Here is a 22,815-nt window from a genome sequence, read left to right on the forward strand (position 1 = left end):
CTTTCAAGGCGCCGCCTTGCGGGCAGCGGGTTTCGCAATTTAAGAGGATTTATTGGGCACTGCCTTGGTGGGCAGTTGCGCAGCTGTCGGGGGCACGGAGCCCATGGAGATCACATAGGTGAGTGCTTGGTCCACACTCATGTCCAGCTCCACCACTTCCGAACGGGGCAGCATCAGGAAGAAACCGCTGGTCGGATTGGGTGTGGTCGGCACGTACACGCTGACGAATTCGGCGCCCAGATGCGACGCTACCTCGCCGCTGGGCGTACCGGTTTGGAACGCAATGGTCCAGCTCCCGGCACGCGGATACTGGATCAGCAAGGCCGTGCGAAACGCATTGCCGTTGCTTGAAAACAGCGTGTCAGATACTTTCTTGACGCTGTTGTAAATGGATTTGACGATGGGAATACGGGTGAACAGGCCATCCCATTGCTTGAGCAGCCAGCGGCCGGCGACGTTGGAAACCAGGGCACCGGTCAGCAGCATGAAGGCTGCGACGATCAAGACCCCCAGACCGGGAATGCTGCGCAGACGACCAATGACGGGCCCCATGCTTTCCGGGCCCACGGCGGCAAACCCGAACAGCACGCCGCCCAACACACCATCGAGTGACTTCACCAGCCAAGACAGCACCCAGATGGTGATGGCCAGCGGCAGCCACACCATCAACCCGGTCAGCATGTATTTCTTGAAAGGCACAGAAACCCCCGGTTCGGTGGAAGACAAGATCAGGTTCCCGATGCGGCAGGCGCTGCACCGGCGGCAGGAGTCGCGTCCGTCTTGGACGCTGCAGCCGTTTCAGGGGCAGATGGCTTGGCTGCGCCTTCGCCAGCCGCGGCTGTCGTAGGCTGCGCCGTACTTCCGCCTTTGAAGTCGGTGGCATACCAGCCAGAACCCTTGAGCTGAAAACCAGCCGCCGTCAGTTGCTTCTTGAAAGTGGCCTGCGAGCAGGCAGGGCAAACTTCCAGAGGGGCGTCGGAGATTTTCTGCAATACGTCCTTGGCAAACCCGCAGGACTCGCATTTATAGGCGTATATGGGCATGGATGGAAAGCTCGAACTTCAAGTTGCAAAGCCTTCAATTATAGGCGGCAGCCTAAAAGAGGCGAACCCGTATCAGCATTTGCGTGAGCACCAACCCCAAACCAAAGCCAATCACCATGTATACCAGCGCCTGCAGCAACCGATTCGTGCGGCGTTGTTCCTTCAGTAACTCCTCCATCATCCGGCCGGAGTCCTGGCCGTTTCCGCGCAAAAAGTTGTGCAGCAAAGTAGGCAATTCCGGCACCAGCTTGGCGTAGTGCGGAGCATGGGCCTTGAACTGGTCCAGCAGCTTTTGTGGACCTACCTGGCCCAACATCCACTGTTCCAGAAACGGCTTGGCAGTGGCCCACAGGTCCAGATCGGGGTCCAATTGCCGGCCCAAGCCCTCGATGTTGAGCAGGGTTTTTTGCAGCAACACCAGTTGGGGTTGAATTTCGACCTGAAAGCGCCTGGAAATCTGGAACAGACGCATCAACAACAGACCCAAGGAAATTTCCTTCAGCGGCCGATCGAAGTAAGGTTCGCACACGGAGCGTATACCGGCCTCCAGCTCATCCACCCGTGCGGTGCGGGGCACCCAGCCGGACTCGATGTGCAACTCGGCCACGCGCTTGTAGTCGCGCCGGAAGAAGGCCGTGAAGTTTTGCGCCAGGTAGTCCTTGTCGGACTCCGTCAGTGTGCCTACGATGCCGAAATCCAGCGAGATATAGCGGCCAAAGGTCTTGGGGTCGATGCTGACCTGGATGTTGCCGGGGTGCATGTCGGCGTGGAAGAAGCCATCGCGAAAGACCTGGGTGAAGAATATCGTCACGCCATCGCGCGCCAGCTTGGGGATGTCCACGCCCGCTTCGCGCAGGCGGTCCACCTGGCTGATGGGCAGACCATACATGCGCTCCATGACCATGACCTCGGTGGTGCACAGATCCCACAAAATCTCCGGAATCTCCACCAGTTGCAGGCTCTCCATATTGCGCCGCAATTGCGCCGCGCTGGCGGCCTCGCGCACCAGATCCAATTCGTCGTGCAGGTGCTTGTCGAATTCGGCCACCACTTCGCGCGGGCGCAGGCGCTTGCCGTCGGCCGACAGGCTATCCACCCAGCCCGCCATCATGCGCATCAGGCGCAGGTCTTTTTCAATGGCATCCAGCATGCCAGGGCGCAGCACCTTGACAGCCACCTCGCGCTCTTGGCCATTGCGGCCGCGCACCACGGCAAAGTGAACTTGCGCGATGGAGGCGCTGGCCACCGGCTCGTGCTCGAACGACACAAATATCTCGCCCAGCGGCTTGCGCAGGGCGCGCTCTATGGTTGCCACAGCCACCTCGGATGGAAATGGCGGCACGCGATCCTGCAACTTTGCCAACTCGTCGGCGATGTCCAACGGCAGCAAATCTCGGCGGGTCGACAGCACCTGGCCAAATTTCACAAAAATAGGCCCCAGGCGCTCCAGAGCCTCACGCAGCCGCTGGCCGCGCGGGTGATCCAGCTTGCGGCCCACGGTCAGCACACGCGTCAGCCGGCGCAGCCAGGGCTTGTCGAACCCGCTCAGGACCAGTTCATCGAGCCCATAGCGAAACACCACCCAGGCGATGAAGAAGCCGCGGTACAGGCGGCTCATGCAGACGGTCCATCCGTTGTTGCATTCTTTGCGCTGCGGCCGGCGAACTGCTGTACCGCTTGGGCCATGGCACGCACGGCCTGCATCAGCCCGTGCGCGGGGGCATCGCCCATCAAACGGGCCATGTCCTCCTCCAAATCCCAGCGCACATGGTCTATCAGCCAACTGACGTCGGCCGCCAATTGCACATCGCCTTCAATGCGTACGCCCGGCTTGTTGCCCGCCATCAGGCTTTGGGCAATGGCCAAGGGGGATTCCTCGGTGATGACCAATGTCAGATCAGCCGATGCTTCTACATCCGCGACATCGAGCAGACCCGCAGGCGTCATGACGACCACAAAACGCATGTCGCGCCATTGCATGCGCACCACACTACCCTTTTGCCGGGCCAGGCGCTCCATGGCCTGGGGTTCCTGCATCAGCACATGGTTGAGTAGCAGCACGATGCGCCGATGCACCTCTTCAATGGCCCAGGCGGGTGGCGTGAAGGGAAGGCTGAAATTCTGGAGGAGGCCCTCCAGCATTGAAAAAGGGGACGGTGTTGCCATAGTGAATTATGGCGTACCGATCAACGCCCCCACGCTCCGCCGCTGCGCGGGTCGCTGCCCCGATCCGGGGAAGGGGCCCCGGATTCACCGAGGCGGGGGGCTAACTCGCCTTGGGGCGGCCCGGCGGCGAGTTGCTCCACAAACGAGGTACTCCTCGCAATGCAAAGCTATTGCAAGGCTTGCACGCCGGCGACCAACCAACCGCGACTGCCGTTGATGGGTTTGCTCATATTCCAGACTTCACGGAACGGACTGGGGCCTGCCGATGGTTCTTCGCGGATCATGCCGGAGAACTCCACGCTGGCAAGGTACTCCTCTGCCGTCTCCTCGATACCCAACAATTGGGCCTCCAGCATCACCACGTCGGTGCGGTTGGGGGTTGTGCCATGCTGGGCTTCGCGCTCGGCCAATTGGGTCTGGATTTCGCCCAACATGGTGTCCGTCATCATGGCCCGCAGGGCGGGTATGTCGGATTTGTCCCAGGCCATTTGCAGGGACACAAAATTGGTTTTAGCCGCACTGAGGAAGCCTGTGGTGTCAAAACCGGCAGGAATACCCCAGTTTTGTGAACCTTTCAGCGCCGAGCCAATCATGGAGCCCCCGGCGGGATTGGCGGCCTCAAAGGCCATGCTGCTGCGCTCCCAGGGGCGGGCCGAAGCATCGTTGCCGACGTTTTCCGGGCGGTAGGGTTTGGCTTCCGTTACCGGCACGCTGCCTGCACTGCCCGCCCCTTGGAAGGCGAATGGCCCCGAAGGATTGCCGGTTGGCGCCGCGCGCCGTCGCAGAAACCAACCTATGCCCATGACCACCACCAAGGCCAGCAGGACAAACACCAAAAACTCACCCATGCCCGCACCCAGGCCCAGGGAATGGGCCAGCCAAGCCAGGCCAAGGCCGGCCGCCAGACCGCCCAACATAGCACCCCACGGGCGCTTGGCCGGGACAGGTGGTGTGGCAGGCGCGGCAGGCTTCGGTGCCGCATTGGCCACGCCTTGGCTGGGTGCGGCCGGTGCCGCAGGAGCCGTCTCGCGTTGGGTGACGTTGGACGACTGTTTACCAACCGATTTGCCGCCGCCCAAGCGGCGCGCAGCCTCGGCATTGATGCTGGCCAATGCCAGTGTGGCGGCCAATAACACTGTCCAGATTTTCATGGTGTCTCCATAGGAACGCAGTTGACGGGGTGTTTGTTTTCGAATTCCACCCGCTTCAGCACTTGATTCCAACATGCAAAGCCACAACCCCGCCGGTCAGGTTGTGATAGTCCACATGGCCAAAACCCCCTTTGTGCATCATGGCTTTCAGTTCCGCCTGACCTGGATGCATACGAATTGATTCGGCCAGGTATTGGTAGCTGGCGTCGTCGCCGGCGACCAGCTTGCCCAATTTGGGCAGCACCTTGAACGAGTACCAGTCGTACACCTTCTCCAACGGCGCAGCCACCTTGGAAAACTCCAGCACCAGCAGCTTGCCACCGGGTTTGAGTACCCGGTGCATCTCGGCCAGTGCCACGTCCTTGTGCGTCATATTGCGCAGGCCAAACGCCACACTGACCAGGTTGAAATAATTATCGGCAAACGGCAGCTTTTCTGCATCGCACACCAAGGTGGGCAGGGTCACGCCGGCGTCTATCAGGCGATCGCGGCCCGTGCTCAACATGGCCTCGTTGATATCGGTGTGCACCACCTGCCCGGTGCTGCCCACTTTTTTGGAGAAGGCCAGCGCCAGATCACCAGTGCCGCCTGCAATGTCCAGCGCCTTGTCACCTTCCTGCAAGTTGGCCACCATCACGGTATAGGCCTTCCAGGCGCGGTGCAACCCCATGGACATGAGGTCATTCATCACATCATATTTGGATGCAACCGAGTCAAAAACGCCGCGCACATGGCGCGCCTTGTCCGCTTCATCTACCGATTTGAAGCCGAAGTGTGTGGTTGTCATACTATTGCTGTTGGTAAAATTGGCCTGTAGCCCTCGTCACCATTGCGTTTCAAGCTACTATTTTTATAGCAACCACCAATTCAATGGCTGGAGCAGGCATGCCCCGATTTTGCCACCATGGGCGTATCGCGGTCGATCTGGGCGACCTTCAAGCGTTCGGCATACTCTTGCCATAGGCGTTCTTGCTGGGAGCCCAGGAAATACAAGTAGTCCCAGGAAAAAATGCCAGTGTCGTGCCCGTCTGAAAAACGGGGTTGCACGGCATAGTTGCCGACGGGCTCCAAAGCTTCCAACTCCACATCGCGTTTACCGGTTTGCAAGGTTTCCTGGCCGGGGCCATGCCCTTGCACCTCGGCGGAGGGCGAATAGACGCGCATCAACTCAAACGGGATGCGAAAACTCGCCCCATCCGAAAAGCTGATCTCCAACACCCTCGATTGGCCATGGACCGTCAACGCCTGTGGCGTCGGGGCGCCTGCTTTCAAACCTGCCATCGTGAGATTTACCTGGAATACCTATGCCGCAAAAAAACTTCAGAACCGAGCCGACAAATTCACGTGCAACTTCTGGTCACCGGCCTGCGGTATGCCTGAACCTGCCACATAAGGCAGTGTGCTGCCACTGAATATACGACCAAAGTCTGCGGTGACGGTCAGTGTAGGCAAGCTGTAGCGCAGGCCGACACCGGCGCTGGACAGCGAGTCCGATGCCGGCTTGGGATTGCCATTGGGATACTTGTTGCTCAGCCAGCCTGCATCGACAAAGCCCAGCAGGCGAAGACCCGGCATCAGCTCACGGGTCGTCAGCTCGGTCGACAGCAGCAGGCCGCTATCACCCGCAATGGGGCGCTCCCCGGTACCACGCACCGAGCCTGCACCACCCAAGCCGAATTGCTCACCCGAAATCAAGGCTTCGTTACTGAACTGGAACTGGCCACGGATGCCCCACAACCAACCGTTGCCAACGCTGGTCAAATAGTTGGCCCCGCCCCGCAGGGCCTTCCAGTCGGCGGTCGTGATGCGAGGGTCTTCTGTCTGGTATGACGCAACATCGTTTCCTGAACCACCCGAGATGTTGGCAGCCAGTTCGAGGTTGTAGCCCGCCGCGGACGTATCGGACTCTATCTTGGCGGTATATCCCAGTGACAGGGGCCGGCTGCGCCGCACCCGTTGGCCCAACAGCGGTGCGCCATTGATCTGCGTCACATCAAACTGCTTGTCGTCCAGTCCCACGCCAACATAACTGCGGTAGCCACCATCGGGCGGTAGGTAATGGTTGTAATTGATGCCATAGGTCTGACCAGCACCCGTACTGTTGAAGGCTCCAAAGCTGCCCACCACATCCGAACGCGTGTAGCTCATGCCAAACACACCGCCCAGGCGGTACAGCGGTATGCGGTAGTTGAGGCCCAGTTGCTTCACATCGGCCGGACGCTCCAGGGACGTGGTATAGGCCGCAGTCAGTTGATGGTCTGCATCAAAGAGGTTGGAGTGCGAGCCAGACAGCGTGAAGCGGTCATTGCCAGTTGCACTGGATCCGGTATTGCTTTCGCTGATGGCGAAATTCCAGGGTTTGGACTCTTTGACCACGATGCGTACATCAATCTTGTCCGCTTCATCCGACTCTTTCAGAGCCACTTGCAACTGCTTGCCTTGTGATTCATTGGCGATGGCGGTCTGCACAGCCAGCGTGCGGAAATTGGGGGCGGCGCCCTCTTTCAACTCGGGCAAGCTGGCGCGGACATTGGACTCGCTGTAGCGCTCACGGCCCTCAATCGACACCTTACCGATTACAAATTTCACGATATTGAGCGTAACCGCCTTGCCAACCTCCTGAGGCGGCAGAGCCACGCGGTAGAGGCTGTAGCCCTTTTCCTTGAGCGCAGCCTCCAAGGCGGCGGTTGCCTTCTGCAGCGTGTCTATTGTGGCGTCGGACCGAAGAAAGGGCGCCAGCACACGCGTGGCCTCCCCATCGGCCAACGGGTTATCCCCGGTGATGTCAAAGCCACGGATCACAAAGGTCGGGGTTGTTGGCGCAGGCTGCGCTTGCGGCGTGACTTGCCCTTGCTGCGCACTGGCCGTCAGGGGCCAGGTCGAGGCATAGGACAACAATCCGATCAGAACAGCGTGATTCCAACGCAAGAGGGGGTTCAAGGGAGATTGCTTGCTATGGGCCATATTCACCTGCACTGCTTGTACGAGGAACCAATGCGATTCTCACCCAACACACTGGTCAGCATGGGATTGCGGCTATTGGGCATGGGCGTGCGGTCAAACTCCAGGAACAGCGGTGTCAGCAAAGGACGCACCGTATTGCCATCTATCCCCGCAAAACCGGTCTCGCCTCGCCCCAGATGCAGGGTCTGCTGGCCGTTGACCACTTCAATGTGCCCATCCCGCACAAACACAAACAGCCCTTCTTGACCGTCATCCACGGCTCCTTCGGTAAATAACTGCTTGGTGTCCACGTTGACACCATCAGGCCGCGGCAGCGTTTGCAGCGTCGGACTGCCCAGTGGGCGTATTTCCTTGGGGCCAACGAACAGGCCTTGACCCGCTTGCAACACCTGCAGCGCGGTCTGCCCATTGGGTGTGACCTCAATGGAACCCAACCAGGTAAATAAGCTGCAACCAGCGTCTGTCGAACAATCGAGGTCCAAACCGGTACCCCGTATGCCAACGGTGGCCGTCGGCGTCGTGAAGCCGACATTGCGGGTATTGGCCTTGCCAATCAAGCCCGTCAAGGCACGCAAGGATCCACGCAGCAAGGACACCAGGAAACGCCCATCCTTGGGGTTCTGGGCGTCAAATACAAAGCTGTCGACCCGGAAGCGCGTCACCGGCCCCAACGTCATCCGGCTGTCATCACGAAAGGCCAAGACCGCACTGGCGCTGGCACCCGTTTCCAACACATCGCCGGGGTAGACGCTGCCACCCGGCACGACGCGGCGGCGCACGCCCGCCGAATCCACCGCATTGACTTCTCCCAGCGCCGACACCAATTTGGCACTGGCCTGCACCGCGTTATCTCGCGGCTTTTCGGTGACCTGCGACGATTCGGCTTTGCAATCCACCGTGCAGATTCGGGCGTCAAAGTCCGTACCCCGAATACCCAGTGTCGCGGTCTTGGTCACGACTTTCGCGGCATTAGGTGCATTCTTGGAAATCAAACCGGTAATGGCGCGGAAACCACCCCGCAGCAACTGCATCACCATGCTGTTGTCCGGCGCACTTTCTCGAAAGTTGTACTGCTGTATCACCATCTCGGAATTAGGGCGCACTGTCATGCGCGTTCCGTCCTGCAGCTTGACAATGGCAGACCCGCCTTCCGCGGTCGTCAATCGGTCGCCCTGCCTCAGCGGCAGCCCCTTGCCCAATGTCCGGGGCCCTTGGCCCTCCGTTTGTGCAAAGCCCACCCCCCGCGCAAACTCCACCTCACCAATGGCTTGGGCTCGCGCAGCATTGCAAACCCACAATGTGCCTGCGACCATCAATAGCGAACCAAACGCCCAGGAAACCCGGCGATGGGCGATGCTCCGTCGATAACTTATGGCCTGCATGTTTCACCCTCCAACACCAATTCGTTCTTGCTCTTGTCCTTGTTGGGCTTGTTGTCGTTTTGGTTTTGCACCGCCACTTCAAACTTGTCCAGGAAGGTCGTCACCAGGTTGGTTTGAACCACCGCGTTGGTAATGGGGTCGCTTATGGTCGGCGTGTTAGGCGTCGTTGGGGTTACCGGCGTGGTGGGTGTAGTAGGCGTGGTTGGTGTGGTCGGCGTTGTCGGCGTCGTGGGTGTGGTGGGCGTTATGGGCACGCCTGGAGTTCCGGGTCCCGTCGCAACCGGTGGAGGTGTAACGGGCACGCCAGCGACCGTATAGCTCACCGGAGTTGCGCCAGTGGTCGCACCGGGGCTGATCGTCATGCTTCCGCCAACCACAGCCGTCACACCAGTAGCGCCGTACACGGTACTGTTCTGCGTCATATTGCTGGCCGCATTGAGTGACACTGAGCCTCCCGAAGTAACCGGCCCGTTCAAAGTCAGATTTCCCGAACTGGTCACATTGGTGGCCCTCAACGTAACATTTCCGCCGGCCGAGACGCCACCCGATCCAATATCCAATGGACTGTTGGCAGTGATGTCTACTCCGCCGGCTGCAGACACCGACCGCGTGGAAATGCCGCCAGTGTTGGAGACGATTACATTGCCGCCCGAGTTGTGGATCTCCAGAACCCCCAGGATGCCGACATTGGTCAACTCCACATTCCCACCACCGGTATTGTTTGCCACGAAGGAGCCAATACGGTTGTCCGGCGCGTTCAATATCGTCCCGCCTGACGAACTGGTCGTCAAGGATGCCGTCGTAACACCTCCTAATTGCGTAATAGAGCCAGCAGATGCTGTCAAAGTGACTACTGGGGCTTTGAGGCTGCTAAAGACTATTCCGCCAGAAGGTGTCAACACATCGATGGCCGTCATATCGATGCTGCCACCTGTCTGATTGAACGGACCAATCACCTTCAGCGTCCCTCCGCCAACAGCTCCACCTGTTTGCGTGAAACCGGCAGTGTTCAAAGTATTACTGACCTGCAACGTGCCACCGTTCACCAGGATCGGGCTACCACTGGTCAGTGATTGAAGACTGGTGGAACCAACAGCACCATCAAACACGATGGGGCCAAAACCCGCAGGAATCGTCACAGACGCCACATTTGCACCATCTGGCAACGCATCCCAATTCGCAGGGTTGCTCCAAGAACTACCAGAGCCGCTCCCCGTCCAAACGGATGACGGCCGTTGGCTTACGCTTCCAATGTTGCCGCTAATGGTCGGCAAGGAATATCCATAAACAGGAAGAGCGCCGCTGGTCGTGATACCAGAGACACTGACGCCAGCCGTCACCAACTTGCCGCTTCCTACATTCTTATTGTCAAGCCCACCAGACCCACCAGACAACACTGCGCCGGAAATAATGTCCCCATCGATAGCACCCCCGACGACCGTCGGTAGCGTCGCACCCGAGAGACTTATACCTGTATTGCCGTCATACACCTTGGACACCGAACCAGTCAGCGTGGTTGAAGACAGGGTCAACACGGGTGCAGCCGCCACTAAGACACCGTTACCGCTGCCTAGTACGGTGGTGCCGTAGGTCGCGTTGTATTGCTTGAACGCCATCCCCGAGGGGAAAACGTTGCTTGACATACTGGGAACATAGGCCAGCCAACGACCGCCCGCGCCACTGGTCACAACGGGCGTGGATGCAGATATCAAACCACCCGTAGCAATCAAGATGACTGCATCCCCGGCGGCGTCCGAATTGAGTCCCACGCTACTGGTCAAAGAAATGCCGGACGTCGCAGACAGCTTGATAGTGCCGCCAGACGCGGATATGCCTTCGCCGGAAGAAATCATGCCAGCGGTCGACGACATATCAACGCCGCCAGCGCTAGTACTGACCGTGCCCGAACTCTGTGTAATGGTCCCGTTGACCTTCAGGTTGAAGGATCCAGCACTCACGGAACCGATAGACAACGAAGTGTTGTTCTTGACATTGACCGCACCGCCACCCGAAATAGTCAGGAAACCCAGGTCATTGGACGCATTGTTCAGCGTCACATTGCCGCCACCGGACATGATGGTCAAGTTACCGCCGCCTCCAAGGTTCATGGCAGCAGACTGGGTAATGGCCCCGCCGTTGGATTTCAGCGTTAAGGAACCACTGGTCGTGATAGGCCCCGCAGCAAAGCCACTCGCATTCCAATACGAGATTCCGTTGGTACCAGAGGTTGTCGCGCTGAATGTGCCAACCGCATTGGAGTTATTGGCCAAGTTGGCGCCATTGACGGAAACCAAGGACAGACTGCCGGCAGTGATTGCAGCACTGGAAGCCGCGTTCTGGTTCACTGAAGCTCCCGAAGTCATCAAGGTCACGGTACCCGAGCCGGCATTCACGGCTTCGTTGATCTGGATACCGCCACTGGAATCCAAATTGATGTTCGCACCCATGGTGGTCACACCGGTCACGCTACCCACGGACCCCACCGTAATCAGGGAGGCCCCCTTGTAACTGAAGCCGCCGCCCGATACATGGGCAGCAATGGTTCCCACGCTATTGGCATTATTCAGCGACACAGCGCCAGATGAATCGACCTCCAAGGTAGACGCACTGATCGTGCCTGAAGACTGCGTAATGGTGCCACCGGCCTTGAGCTTCAAAGGCGCTGTCAGACTGACATTGGCGCCGAGCACCGTATTTCCGGCAGTAGACTCCAATGCCAGGCTGCCAGCGTACAGCGAGATGGGCTGATTGATGGACAGAGTCCCGCCCTGCGCCTTGAGGGACAGACTATTGCTGCCGCTATCGCTGATAGCGGTCGACACGGTGAGGTTGTCGATTGCGGTCACGGACACATTGGTAGACGACAAGGCAGCCGTCAAATCCGCGATATCCAGCGTTCCAGCGCCTGCAGATACGAAATTCGGAGCGCCAGTGACGTTGACAGTGGCAGTTGAATTGATATCGATATTGTTGGGGTCCAGCAGCCAAAGCCCTGTCGCCCCCAAGGCCGCACGGGTGTCCACGCGGGCACCAGCAGTCGTCAACGACAGCTTGCCCGAAGTCTCCACAAAACCGCCGTCCCCGCCCTGGGTACCCCCTCGTGCGGAAATAGACCCATGGGCACGGGTCGTGTCATTGGCCCACAAAATGACCCGCCCCCCGTTTCCATTGTCAGTGGCGTCCGCCTTGATCGTAGCCTGCGGCCCGAAATACACGAAATCAGCGTTCTGCACGTCGGGGTTCTTGCCTTGGTAATCCCCACCGACACGCACTTGACCAGCACCCTGTGCGCCAGACGCATCAATGACCGATTGATCGGTCACGGCCACACGCTGGCCCAAAACATCGACGCTACCGCCAACTGTGCCTGTAGCCAGAATCTTGCCCGCGCCTTCGACAAAGGCGTCGCCACTCGCCTTGAGAACGACCTTGCCCCCTTCCATGCTGGCTTTGGTCGCCTGGATCAGGCCGCTATGCCGCAAGGTGCCCGCGAAGATGCCAACTGCCTCGCCCTTCAGCGTCCCCAGGTTGACCGCCTGATCGGCCGGTGCCTGCACCTGCAGAGTGATGCCTTCCAGGCCACGCCCTGTGATCTCAACCTGCTGACCCGCAGCAAGGATCGTGCTGCCATTGGGGGCCTGTATCAAAGCCTGCGCACCGGTATCCAGTTTGGAGCCAACCAGCACAACATCTCCACTGCGGGCCAGAACAGTACCCTGCACCGACACGCCACTGGCTGACGCTGTTCCATCGCCAAAGCGCAGGCGGCCGGCCATGGCATCCGCATCCGACATGCGCAAGCTGGAGGCGGTGAAGCCCGCGGTGTCCACCAAAGCCCCCGCACCGACCGCAATGCCGGATTGGTTGACCAGCACCACATTGCCATTGCTCGACAAGGTGCCAAAAATAGCCGACGGTGTATTGGTTACTACCCGGTTGATGACGGTGCTGGCGGCTCCGGGCTGTTGGAAATAGGTTGAGTTGCCCGCCGGGATGGAAAAACTTTGCCAGTTGATGGCCGAATAATTGGTCCCCACGCCATTCTGGGTGGTGACCAGCAATTGGTTGCCGTTGCTCGTCATGCTGGCCTGCCCTGCCACGGCAACGCCACCGGTTGGATTGGCCTGTGCATTGCCGCAGACGGCACTCCAGGCTAAGGCAATCCCGAAGGCCAGCGCACTCAGGTTCAGGAAGCGACGGGGATCCCGATGGACGCTGCCCAGCGACACGGTACTGGCGCCGGAGGATCCTCCTCGACCTGTTGCGATTTCGGCAACCGCCACCATGGCCCCCAGTGCCTGGTTCCATACGGTTCGATACACGTGGTTGAGAGAGGCCCTAGAACTCATGATGCAACTCCAAAAACCGTCCGAAACGCGCTGGTAACGGACGCTTTAATGATTAAATCACATAGCCTGTCGAGGTAAAACCAAATATGGGCGGTTTCGTACGCCCACGTATCAGCACTGTAATCAAATGGATACATTTCGCAACACACTGCTGGAATGGCCCCACCAGGCCCCCTCCTCGGCCATCCACTGCCTCGTGGACGCCGATTTCATCCGCAACATGGAATTGGGTCCACCCGAATGGTGGCAAAGTTGGCAAAAACAGCGTGTCGCAGAACTGCTGGCCTGGTTAGGCCGCGGTAGCTTCTCCGAGCTCCCCATCCAGAGCCGGGCGGACTTTCGGGACCAATTGGAGGCCGCACGGGTACCACCTGGCCAAGGGGAGGCGACCCAATACCAGAGCTCGGGCTCCAGCGGCACGCCGGTGAAGTTCTGGCGCACCGAATTGGCCACCCGCATCAGTTGGGGCCACTACCTGGCAGACCATAGGCGCCAGGGCCGCAACCTGTATGCCTGCGTGGCCACACTGACCGGCACACCCGGCCCGCACGAGGGCAGCCACCGCACGTTGACCGGCGAACCCTGGATTCACCCAGGCGAACAACTGGCGCGCAATGCCCCCCAATTCACGATGAACGAGCACGCGCTATGGGTCTGCCAGCATGCGCCAACCTACCTGGCGACGACGCCCGCAACCCTGTCCAGCATCCTGTCCATCATCGAAATGAACGGCCTGAAGCCGCCGCGTATTGCGCAAATCATGACCTCATCCCACACCGTGGAGCCGCAATTGCGCGAGCGCACCCGCCGCCTATTGGGCGCAAGCATCCGCGACCGCTACTCCTGCGAAGAAATTGGACCCATTGCCTTCCAATGCCCCGAAAGCGACGACCACTACCATGTGGCCGTCTGCAATGCCGTGGTTGAAGTGGTGGATGCAGCCGGGCAGCCCGCACCCGAGGGAACCATCGGCCGGATACTGGTTACCGGGCTGCACCAATGGGCCAGCCCCGCGCTGCGGTACGACCTGGGCGATGTCGCCTGCCTGCACCCCAGCCACTGCCCAGCCTGCGGTACAACCGTACCGGCCCTCAGCCAACTGCTGGGCCGCAAATACTTTCTGCTGCACTCCACCGACGGTGGCCTGCGCCATGTCCGCATCCTGGCCGAGCATTGGTTGGCCTGCGCACCCGTGCAGGAGCACCGCGTGGTGCAGCTTGCCGCCGACCGTTTCCACGTGGAGGTGGTCTTGAACCGTCCCCTGCACGACGCAGAACGTGCAGCGCTACAAGCCATGCTGCGCAAAGCCTTGGGACCCGAATTTGCGATTGAGCTTGCCCAGGTCGACGCTATTGCCTGGCCTACCAGCAGCAAGCGGCAGGAATTCGTGGGGTTGGCAGCATGAACAACCACTGGCCCAACGAAGTAGACGGCCCCGCGGTACAGCGGGTCGTGGATACCCAAGCCATCCTGGCGCTGGAACACAGCCCCCGCGAGGTGATTGTGGCTTGGCAGACCGAGCATCTGACCAGTCTGATCCAGTGGCTGCTGGACCAAGTGCCAGTTTGGCGCGAACGCCTGGGCCCTCGGGTGGACCTGGATGCCTGGCATGCGCTGCCCATCCTCAGCCGCTTCCAATTGCGCCAGATGGTGGAAACCCATGGCGCTGCACCCGTGCCCAAACACCACGGAGCGGTCAACACCGCGCCGGGCGGCGCAGACCACCAGGGTGCCGGTCGCTTTTTCATCACGGCTTTCGCCCAGCGCCTGGTCAACCACGCCTTCCATGCCGACCACCAACGCCAGGGGCGCAACCCCTTCCTCAGGCATGCATGCATTTCCGAGGACGTACCCTTGCACAGTGAAGAACACCTGGCGATCGAGGCCTCCCTGGCGCATGGTGTGGGGCGCCAGGCCCTCCGAAACTTCGGTCTGTTCTCCAAAGCCCAACACCTGCAATGGATCGCCGCGCAAAAGCCCGACTACCTGACGGTGCGCCCCGACTGGTTTGAGGTGGCCCTGGTGCATGCCTCTGCCAACAAGGAGCCCTTACCCGAAATCCGCCAACTGCTGACCTTTGGCGCCACCGCGACAGACAGCCTGCGGCGCAAGGCGCGCAAATGGCTGGGGGCCAGCGTGCGCCACCGCTACACCTGCCCTCCCTGCGGGCCGCTGGCCTTCCAGTGCCCACAAAGCGATACCTATCACCACGTGGCGGTCAGCAATGTCCGGTTGGAAATCGTCGATGCGGCCGGTCACCCGCTGCCGATGGCCGGCAAGGGGGCGGCACCGCAAGTCGGTCGCGTGCTGGTCACGGCCCTGCACCAATACGCAACCCCGCTGCTGCGCTACGACACGGGCGACCACGCGGCGCTGCACGACGGTTGCCCCGGTTGCGGTCTGGCAGTACCCGCTCTATCCGCGTTGCGGCAAAACGTGTAGCGGGCGGCGCTGCCGGCCCGCTCCCACCAGGCGCCTAGACCAGCACCCGTTCGATACCGCCGGCATTGGCTGTGGCCACATACTCGAGCAACCATTCCTTGCCCAGGATCTGGTTGGCCATTTCCACAACGATGTAATCCGCCTCCAGCAGGCCGGATTTCAGGTCGTCCTGGTAGCGGTTCAGGCCCATCAAGCAACTGGGGCACGACGTCAGAATCTTCACATTCTGATCGGCCTGCACGGCGCCGGTCTCGCGCAGAGTCGCTTCACCCTTGCGGATTTCCTCTTCCTTGCGGAAACGGATTTGGGTCGAGACGTCGGGACGCGAACTGGCAAGGCCACCGCTCTCGCCGCAACAGCGCTTGCTTTCCAACACACCGTCGCCCACCAGCGCCTTCACCGTCTTCATCGGCTCTTGCAGCTTCATCGGACTGTGGCAGGGGTCGTGGTACAAGTAGCCGCCGCCTGCTGCCGCGCCCAAGGTGATGTTCTTCTCCAGCAGGTATTCGTGGATGTCGACGATGCGGCAGCCCGGGAATATCTTGTCGAATTCATAGCCCTGCAGCTGGTCATAACAGGTGCCGCAGCTCACCACCACGGTCTTGATGTCCAGGTAGTTCAGCGTATTGGCCACGCGGTGGAACAGCACGCGGTTGTCGGTGATGATCTTCTCGGCCTTGTCGAACTGGCCCGAGCCGCGTTGTGGATACCCGCAGCACAGGTACCCCGGTGGCAGCACGGTCTGCACGCCCGCATGCCACAGCATGGCCTGCGTGGCCAGCCCCACCTGGCTGAACAACCGCTCCGAGCCACAGCCGGGGAAGTAAAACACCGCCTCGGTCTCGGCCGTCGTGGTCTTGGGATTGCGGATGATGGGGACGTAATCCTTGTCCTCGATGTCCAAGAGCGCACGGGCCGAGCGCTTGGGGAGGTTGCCGGGCATCTTCTTGTTGATGAAGTGGATGACCTGTTCCTTGACCGTGGCCGTGCCCACCGTGGCCGGTGGCGCCTGGGTCTGCTTGCGGGCCAGCACATTGAGCACACGGTTGCCCAAGCGCTGGGCCTTGAAGCTCAGCGCCGTGGCCGCACGGCCCAGTGCAATCGCGTTCGGGCTGGCCGTGCCGATGAACCAGGCCTGGAACTCGGCCGCCGGGCGGTAGGATTTCTTGCCCATCTTGCGCAGCAGATTGCGCATGTTCATCGTCACATCGCCAAAGTCGATATTGACCGGACAGGGCGTCAGGCACTTGTGGCACACCGTGCAGTGGTCGGCCACGTCTTCAAACTCTTCCCAGTGCTTGATGGAGACGCCGCGACGGGTTTGCTCTTCGTAGAGGAAGGCCTCGACCAAGAGCGAGGTCGCCAGGATCTTGTTGCGCGGGCTGTACAGCAGGTTGGCGCGCGGCACGTGGGTGGCACACACCGGTTTGCACTTGCCGCAGCGCAGGCAGTCTTTGACCGAATCGGCGATGGCGCCGATATCGCTTTGCTGCATGATCAACGATTCGTGGCCCATCAGTCCGAAGCTGGGGGTATAGGCATTTGTCAAATCAGCCTCTAGCCCTCGTCCGTTCTGAGTGTTCCGCTCATTATTTCGTAGCAATTTGCCTTTATTGAAACGTCCCTCGGGGTCCACCTTGGCCTTGTAGTCGGTGAACGGCTGCAGTTCCGCATCCGTCAAAAATTCCAGCTTGGTGATGCCAATGCCGTGCTCGCCCGAGATCACGCCATCCAGCGAACGGGCCAGTGCCATGATGCGTTTGACCGCGCCGTGGGCGGCCTGCAGCATCTCGTAGTCGTCGCTGTTGACGGGGATGTTGGTGTGCACATTGCCGTCACCGGCGTGCATGTGCAATGCGACCCATACCCGGCCCTTCAGCACGCGTTGATGGATGGCCGTGCATTCCTTGAGAATGGCCCCGAACGCCGCACCGGTGAAGATGTCCTGCAGCGGTGTGCGCAGTTGTGTCTTCCAACTGGCGCGCAGGCTGTGGTTCTGCAACTCGGTGAACAGGCCTGCCACACCATCCAGCCAGCCTTGCCACTGCGCGCGCACCTCGGCGATCAGCGCCAGGGCCTGGGCCACACGGTCTTCCAGCAGCTCGGCCGCGGGAATGTCGTTGGCGTCGTCGCTCTTGCCCAGCGGCAGGCTGCCACTTTCAAAGAATTCGGTCAACGCATCGCAAAAAGCCAGCTTGTTGTGCAGGCTCAGTTCGATGTTGATGCGCTCGATGCCGTCGGTGTATTCGGCCATGCGGGGCAGCGGGATGACCACGTCTTCGTTGATCTTGAAGGCATTGGTGTGGCGGCTGATGGCCGCCGTGCGCTTGCGGTCCAGCCAGAATTTCTTGCGCGCCTCGGGGCTGATGGCGATGAAGCCTTCACCGCTGCGCGAGTTGGCAATACGCACCACTTCCGACGTGGCGCGGGCCACAGCGTCGGCGTCGTCACCGGCTATGTCGCCAAACAAGGCCATCTTCGGCAAGCCACCGCGCTTGCTCTTGGTGGCATAACCGACCGCCTTCAGGTAACGGTCGTCCAGATGCTCCAGCCCCGCCAGCAGCACGCCGCTGCGCTTCTGCTCGGCAAACATGAAGTCGATGATCTCTACGATGCTGGGCACGGCGTCCTTGGCGTTGCCAAAAAACTCCAGGCACACGGTGCGTGTGTGGGCCGGCATCTTGTGCACCACCCAACGGGCGCTGGTGATCAGACCATCGGTGCCCTCTTTCTGAATGCCGGGCAGTCCGCTCAAAAACTTGTCGGTCACGTCCTTGCCCAGGCCCTCCTTGCGGAAAGACGGGCCGGGAATGTCCAGCCGCTCGGTGCGAATCTTGGTCTTGCCGTCGGCCTTGAAATACTGCAGCTCGAAGCTGGCCACATCCGCGTCATGGATCTTGCCCATGTTGTGGTTGATACGGGTCACTTCCAGCCATTCGGCCTGCGGTGTCACCATGCGCCAGCTGGCCAGATTGTCCAGCGCCGTGCCCCACAACACAGCCTTCTTGCCGCCGGCATTCATGGCCACATTGCCACCAATGCACGAGGCCTCGGCCGATGTCGGGTCCACGGCGAACACATAGCCACCCCGCTCGGCCGCATCGGCCACGCGCTGCGTCACCACGCCGGCTTCGGTCCAGACGGTGGCCACATCCCGGTCCATGCCGGGCAGGCGCTTCATCTCGACCTCGGTCATGGCCTCCAGCTTTTCGGTGTTGATGACGGCGCTCTTCCAGGTCAGCGGGATCGCGCCACCGGTGTAGCCGGTGCCGCCCCCACGCGGGATGATGGTCAGGCCCAGGTCGATACAGCCCTTGACCAGACCGGCCATTTCTTCTTCGGAATCCGGCGTCAGCACGACGAAGGGGTATTCCACACGCCAGTCGGTCGCGTCGGTGACGTGGGACACGCGGGAGAGGCCGTCGAATTTGATGTTGTCCTTGGCCGTCAGCTTGGCCAGCGCACGCTGCGCCTTGCGCCGCAGGGCACCCACTTCAACCGACGCAGCGTTGAACGCTTCCACCGCCGCACCGGCCAAGACCAGCAGTTCCCCCACCATCGCGTCGCGCTCAGGGTCCGCATCCGGCGTGCGGCGCTTTTCCACCTCGTGCAGGCGGTGGTGCAAGGCATCGACCAGCAAGGCGCGGCGCTTGGGGTTGTCCAGCAGGTCATCCTGCAAATACGGGTTGCGCTGTACGACCCAGATATCGCCCAGCACCTCGTACAGCATGCGCGCCGAGCGGCCGGTGCGGCGCTCGCCACGCAATTGGTTCAGCAGGCCCCAGGCACGTTCGCCCAGCAGGCGGATGACGATTTCGCGGTCGGAAAAGGAGGTGTAGTTGTACGGAATCTCGCGGATGCGCTCTTGCACATGCGGTGTTGTGCCGGGTGCCGACAGAAGGTGATTGAGCGAGGTGGGTGCGTTCATCGGGCTGTACTTTGCAATCTTGGCGGCCTGGGGGACCAGGTGGCAGAAGGAAGATGTTACCGCAGTGCAGCAAACACCCGCGCCGCGCAGTGCCAAGCAATGTGCTAGGCAAATCGGGATTGCGGCTGGCAAATCCCGTCTAATGGAAACCACCGAGCACAGCAGCGCGGCGTATCAGTTTTAATCAGATCGACACAAAGAACTAGTACGATCGTGCGTTTTTTGCCCACAAGGACCTCGCCCATGAAACTCAAACTCGCAGCGCTGGCTTTTGCAGCAGCCCTTTCCCTTTCCGCCCACGCCGAGACCGAAATCCAATGGTGGCACTCCATGGACGGTGCCCTGAACGACTGGGTGACTGACCTGGCCAAGCAATTCAATGCCAGCCAGACCGCCTACAAGGTGGTCCCCACCTACAAGGGCGAATACGACCAGTCCGTGGCCGCGGGCATTGCGGCCTTCCGCGCCGGCAATGCACCCGACATCCTGCAGGTCTTTGAAGTGGGCACGGCGACGATGATGTACTCCAAGGGCGCCATCAAGCCCGTGTCCGAAGTCATGAAGGAGGCCGGCGCCAAATTCGACCCCAGCGTCTACATCCCTGCCGTGGCCGGCTACTACACCGCCCCCAACGGCCAAATGTTGAGCATGCCGTTCAACAGCTCCACCACCGTCTTCTACTACAACAAGGACGCCTTCAAGGCCGCCGGCCTGGACCCCGAAAAGGCCCCCACCACCTGGCCCGAAGTCGTGTCCATCGCCGCCAAGCTCAAGGCAACCGGCAACCAGTGCCCCTTCACCACGTCGTGGATGACTTGGGCACAACTGGAAAGCTTCTCCACCTGGCACAACACCAGCTACGCCACCAAGAACAACGGCTTTGGCGGGCTGGACGCACGGCTGGAGTTCAACTCGCCCTTGCATGTGCGCCATTTCGAAAACCTGGGCAATATGTCCAAGCAGGGCCTGTTTGTCTACAAGGGCCGCGCCAGCAAGCCGGTGTCGGCATTCACATCGGGTGAATGCGCGATGTTTGTGGGTTCGTCGGGCAGCTATGCCTCCATCACCCGCGACGCCAAGTTCAAATTCGCCGAGTCCACACTGCCCTACTACCCCGATGTGCCCGGTGCGCCGCAGAACACCATCATCGGTGGCGCCAGCCTGTGGGTGTTCTCGGGCAAGCCTGCGGACCACTACAAGGGCGTTGCAGCCTTCTTCAACTTCCTGTCCGACCCCAAGGTGCAGTCCGCCAGCCACATGCGCACCGGCTACCTGCCCATCACCTCGGCGGCCTTCAAGTTGACCGAGGAATCCGGCTTCTACAAGAAGAACCCCGGTACCGATGTGGCCGTGAACCAGATGATCCGCAAGACCACCGAGAAGTCGCGTGGCGTGCGCCTGGGCAATTTTGTGCAGATCCGCGCCATCATGGACGAAGAAACCGAACAAATCTGGGCCGGCAAGAAGACCGCCAAGCAGGCACTGGATGACGGTGTCAAGCGCGGCAACGAGTTGCTGGCCAAATTCCAGGCTGCGAACAAGTAAGAATTAAGTTTTAAGGCAATGGAAAAACGCGTCCTGTTTCGTTCGTCGTGGTTGCCCTGGGTGCTGCTGGCACCCCAGTTGTTCATCGTCGGGGTTTTCTTCTTCTGGCCCGCGGGCCAGGCCCTGGTGCAGTCGTTGCAACAACAGGACGCGTTTGGCAGTTCGATTACCTGGGTGGGTCTGGATAACTTCAAGACCCTGTGGGCAGACGAGACCTATATGGCCTCGTTCAAGACCACGCTGATTTTTTCGGTACTGGTCACGGTGCTGGGCCTGAGCATCGCCTTGATGCTGGCCGTGTTTGCCGACCGCATCACCAAGGGTGCGGCCTTTTACAAGACCATACTGATACTCCCCTACGCGGTGGCACCGGTGGTGACCGGCCTGCTGTGGGCGCTGATGTTTTCCACGTCGATTGGCATCATCACCTATTGGCTCAAGCACATGGGTTTGCAGTGGAACCATTTGCTCAACGGCGACCACGCGATGGCGCTCATCGTCATGGCCTCAGTCTGGAAGCAGATCTCCTACAACTTTTTGTTTTTCCTGGCCGGTCTGACCAGCATCCCCAAATCGCTGATCGAGGCTGCCGCCATTGATGGCGCGCGGCCGTGGCGGCGTTTCTGGACCATACAGCTCCCACTGTTGTCACCCACCGCGTTCTTCCTGCTGGTGATCAACATGGTCTATGCCTTCTTTGATACCTTCGCCATCATCGACGCCACCACCCAAGGCGGCCCCGGCAAAGACACGGCCACGCTGGTCTACCGCGTGTACTTCGACGGCTTCCGCGGCATGGACTTCGGCAGCTCGGCCGCGCAGTCGGTCGTGCTGATGGTGATCGTGATTGCGTTGACCGTTGTTCAATTCAAGTTCATCGAAAAGAAAGTGAACTACTAAGATGCTAGACCCCCACGCTCCACCGTTCCACGGGTCGCTGCCCCCCAAGGGGGCTCTCATGCCTTGGGGCGGCCCGGCGGCATTCGGGACCTCCCATGGTTGAGCGCCGTCCTACGCTGGGCATACTGGCCCATGCCGTCATGATCATCGGCGTGCTGATCGTCGCCTTTCCGATCTATCTGGCATTCGTAGCCTCCACGCACAGCCCGCAAGAGATCATGCAGGCGCCCATGCCCATCCTGCCCGGCGGCCATTTCTGGGAGACCTACAAGACGGCCTTGCTGGGCACCGGTGCCTCCAGTTCGCACGTGGCCGTGGGCCGCATGATCTGGGTGAGCTTTGTCATCACCTTCATCATCACCTTTGGCAAGATCAGCATCTCGCTGCTGTCGGCCTTTGCCATCGTCTACTTCCGGTTTCCGTTGCGCAACCTGTGCTTCTGGCTGATCTTCATCACGCTGATGCTGCCGGTGGAAGTGCGCATTGGCCCGACCTACCAGGTAGTGGCCGACTTGGGCATGATCAATACCTATGCCGGCCTGTCGGTGCCCCTGATAGCCTCTGCCACCGCGACCTTCTTGTTCCGCCAGTTTTTTCTGACCGTGCCCGATGAACTGGTAGAGGCCGCCCGCATCGACGGCGCAGGGCCCTTGCGCTTCTTCAAGGATGTGCTGTTGCCCTTGTCGGCCACCAGCATTGCCGCGTTGTTTGTGATCCAGTTCATCTACGGCTGGAACCAATACCTGTGGCCGCTGATCGCTGCCACCAGCGAAGACATGTACCCCATCGTCATCGGCATCAAGCAGATGATTGGTGGCGGCGATTCGCCCATCGAATGGAACGTCGTCATGGCCACCGCGATCCTGGCCATGCTGCCACCCGCCGTGGTGGTGGTGTTGATGCAGAAGTGGTTTGTCAAAGGTTTGGTTGATACGGAAAAATAAT

General features: G+C 60.4%; 16 protein-coding genes. 5 read left to right on the forward strand and 11 right to left on the reverse strand.

Features of this window, described 5'->3' with window-relative positions; all coding sequences use genetic code 11:
* Positions 1–39: 39 nt before the first annotated feature.
* The 10 genes from AC07OO_RS03800 to AC07OO_RS03845 form a co-directional block, all read right to left on the reverse strand.
* Entirely contained in the window at positions 40–681 is a 642-nt protein-coding gene (locus AC07OO_RS03800; RefSeq protein WP_495081769.1) for a DUF502 domain-containing protein, read from the reverse strand.
* Between the two features lie 47 nt (positions 682–728).
* Positions 729–1,043 (reverse strand): FmdB family zinc ribbon protein, encoded by a 315-nt coding sequence (locus AC07OO_RS03805; protein ID WP_495080722.1) that lies wholly within the window; start codon positions 1,041–1,043, stop codon positions 729–731.
* 52 nt (positions 1,044–1,095) lie between these two features.
* Positions 1,096–2,661, reverse strand: coding sequence for a ubiquinone biosynthesis regulatory protein kinase UbiB (gene ubiB, locus AC07OO_RS03810; RefSeq protein ID WP_495080723.1), 1,566 nt, complete (start codon positions 2,659–2,661; stop codon positions 1,096–1,098).
* Positions 2,658–3,209, reverse strand: a complete 552-nt coding sequence (locus AC07OO_RS03815) for a ubiquinone biosynthesis accessory factor UbiJ (RefSeq protein WP_495080724.1) — start codon at positions 3,207–3,209, stop codon at positions 2,658–2,660. The genes ubiB and AC07OO_RS03815 overlap by 4 nt, the downstream gene beginning before the upstream one ends.
* A 167-nt stretch (positions 3,210–3,376) precedes the next feature.
* The gene (locus AC07OO_RS03820) at positions 3,377–4,360 is read right to left on the reverse strand and encodes a Tim44 domain-containing protein (RefSeq protein ID WP_495080725.1); all 984 of its coding nucleotides are present in this window, start codon (positions 4,358–4,360) and stop codon (positions 3,377–3,379) included.
* 55 nt (positions 4,361–4,415) lie between these two features.
* Entirely contained in the window at positions 4,416–5,147 is a 732-nt protein-coding gene (ubiE, locus tag AC07OO_RS03825) for a bifunctional demethylmenaquinone methyltransferase/2-methoxy-6-polyprenyl-1,4-benzoquinol methylase UbiE (RefSeq protein WP_495080726.1), read from the reverse strand.
* An 80-nt stretch (positions 5,148–5,227) separates the two neighbouring features.
* Entirely contained in the window at positions 5,228–5,641 is a 414-nt protein-coding gene (locus AC07OO_RS03830) for a gamma-butyrobetaine hydroxylase family protein (protein WP_495080727.1), read from the reverse strand.
* A gap of 39 nt (positions 5,642–5,680) precedes the next feature.
* Positions 5,681–7,300 (reverse strand): ShlB/FhaC/HecB family hemolysin secretion/activation protein, encoded by a 1,620-nt coding sequence (locus AC07OO_RS03835; protein ID WP_495080728.1) that lies wholly within the window; start codon positions 7,298–7,300, stop codon positions 5,681–5,683.
* 26 nt (positions 7,301–7,326) lie between these two features.
* Positions 7,327–8,706, reverse strand: a complete 1,380-nt coding sequence (locus AC07OO_RS03840; protein ID WP_495080729.1) for a FecR family protein — start codon at positions 8,704–8,706, stop codon at positions 7,327–7,329.
* On the reverse strand, positions 8,694–13,055 hold the full coding sequence (locus AC07OO_RS03845; RefSeq protein ID WP_495080730.1) for a beta strand repeat-containing protein: 4,362 nt from the start codon (positions 13,053–13,055) through the stop codon (positions 8,694–8,696). Before AC07OO_RS03845 ends, AC07OO_RS03840 begins: the two co-directional genes overlap by 13 nt.
* Positions 13,056–13,182: 127 nt before the next feature.
* On the opposite strand from AC07OO_RS03845, the gene AC07OO_RS03850 reads away from it, so the two are divergent.
* A complete protein-coding gene (locus AC07OO_RS03850; protein WP_495080731.1) occupies positions 13,183–14,460 on the forward strand; it encodes an AMP-binding protein in 1,278 nt (425 codons plus the stop codon).
* Positions 14,457–15,497 (forward strand): hypothetical protein, encoded by a 1,041-nt coding sequence (locus tag AC07OO_RS03855; protein ID WP_495080732.1) that lies wholly within the window; start codon positions 14,457–14,459, stop codon positions 15,495–15,497. The genes AC07OO_RS03850 and AC07OO_RS03855 overlap by 4 nt, the downstream gene beginning before the upstream one ends.
* Positions 15,498–15,531: 34 nt before the next feature.
* Here AC07OO_RS03855 and AC07OO_RS03860 read toward each other — a convergent pair whose 3' ends face one another.
* Entirely contained in the window at positions 15,532–19,425 is a 3,894-nt protein-coding gene (locus AC07OO_RS03860) for a DUF3683 domain-containing protein (RefSeq protein WP_495080733.1), read from the reverse strand.
* Between the two features lie 243 nt (positions 19,426–19,668).
* Between AC07OO_RS03860 and ugpB the strand changes: the two genes are divergently transcribed.
* The 3 genes from ugpB to ugpE all read left to right on the forward strand — a co-directional run bounded on the left by ugpB (position 19,669) and on the right by ugpE (position 22,814).
* Positions 19,669–20,970, forward strand: a complete 1,302-nt coding sequence (ugpB, locus tag AC07OO_RS03865; protein ID WP_495080734.1) for a sn-glycerol-3-phosphate ABC transporter substrate-binding protein UgpB — start codon at positions 19,669–19,671, stop codon at positions 20,968–20,970.
* A gap of 18 nt (positions 20,971–20,988) precedes the next feature.
* Positions 20,989–21,870, forward strand: a complete 882-nt coding sequence (gene ugpA, locus AC07OO_RS03870) for a sn-glycerol-3-phosphate ABC transporter permease UgpA (RefSeq protein ID WP_495080735.1) — start codon at positions 20,989–20,991, stop codon at positions 21,868–21,870.
* Between the two features lie 95 nt (positions 21,871–21,965).
* Positions 21,966–22,814: a sn-glycerol-3-phosphate ABC transporter permease UgpE gene (gene ugpE, locus AC07OO_RS03875; protein WP_495080736.1), complete on the forward strand. Its 849-nt coding sequence runs from the start codon at positions 21,966–21,968 to the stop codon at positions 22,812–22,814.
* The last annotated feature ends 1 nt before the right edge of the window (position 22,815 follow it).

It is taken from the genome of Rhodoferax sp. GW821-FHT07G04 (assembly GCF_059418585.1).

Coding starts and splice junctions, on each gene's coding strand:
- AC07OO_RS03800 (WP_495081769.1), bottom strand. CDS start 681: ATGCTGACCGGGTTGATGGTGTGGCTGCCGCTGGCCATCACCATCTGG.
- AC07OO_RS03805 (WP_495080722.1), bottom strand. CDS start 1,043: ATGCCCATATACGCCTATAAATGCGAGTCCTGCGGGTTTGCCAAGGAC.
- ubiB (WP_495080723.1), bottom strand. CDS start 2,661: ATGAGCCGCCTGTACCGCGGCTTCTTCATCGCCTGGGTGGTGTTTCGC.
- AC07OO_RS03815 (WP_495080724.1), bottom strand. CDS start 3,209: ATGGCAACACCGTCCCCTTTTTCAATGCTGGAGGGCCTCCTCCAGAAT.
- AC07OO_RS03820 (WP_495080725.1), bottom strand. CDS start 4,360: ATGAAAATCTGGACAGTGTTATTGGCCGCCACACTGGCATTGGCCAGC.
- ubiE (WP_495080726.1), bottom strand. CDS start 5,147: ATGACAACCACACACTTCGGCTTCAAATCGGTAGATGAAGCGGACAAG.
- AC07OO_RS03830 (WP_495080727.1), bottom strand. CDS start 5,641: ATGGCAGGTTTGAAAGCAGGCGCCCCGACGCCACAGGCGTTGACGGTC.
- AC07OO_RS03840 (WP_495080729.1), bottom strand. CDS start 8,706: ATGCAGGCCATAAGTTATCGACGGAGCATCGCCCATCGCCGGGTTTCC.
- AC07OO_RS03845 (WP_495080730.1), bottom strand. CDS start 13,055: ATGAGTTCTAGGGCCTCTCTCAACCACGTGTATCGAACCGTATGGAAC.
- AC07OO_RS03850 (WP_495080731.1), top strand. CDS start 13,183: ATGGATACATTTCGCAACACACTGCTGGAATGGCCCCACCAGGCCCCC.
- AC07OO_RS03855 (WP_495080732.1), top strand. CDS start 14,457: ATGAACAACCACTGGCCCAACGAAGTAGACGGCCCCGCGGTACAGCGG.
- AC07OO_RS03860 (WP_495080733.1), bottom strand. CDS start 19,425: ATGAACGCACCCACCTCGCTCAATCACCTTCTGTCGGCACCCGGCACA.
- ugpB (WP_495080734.1), top strand. CDS start 19,669: ATGAAACTCAAACTCGCAGCGCTGGCTTTTGCAGCAGCCCTTTCCCTT.
- ugpA (WP_495080735.1), top strand. CDS start 20,989: ATGGAAAAACGCGTCCTGTTTCGTTCGTCGTGGTTGCCCTGGGTGCTG.
- ugpE (WP_495080736.1), top strand. CDS start 21,966: ATGGTTGAGCGCCGTCCTACGCTGGGCATACTGGCCCATGCCGTCATG.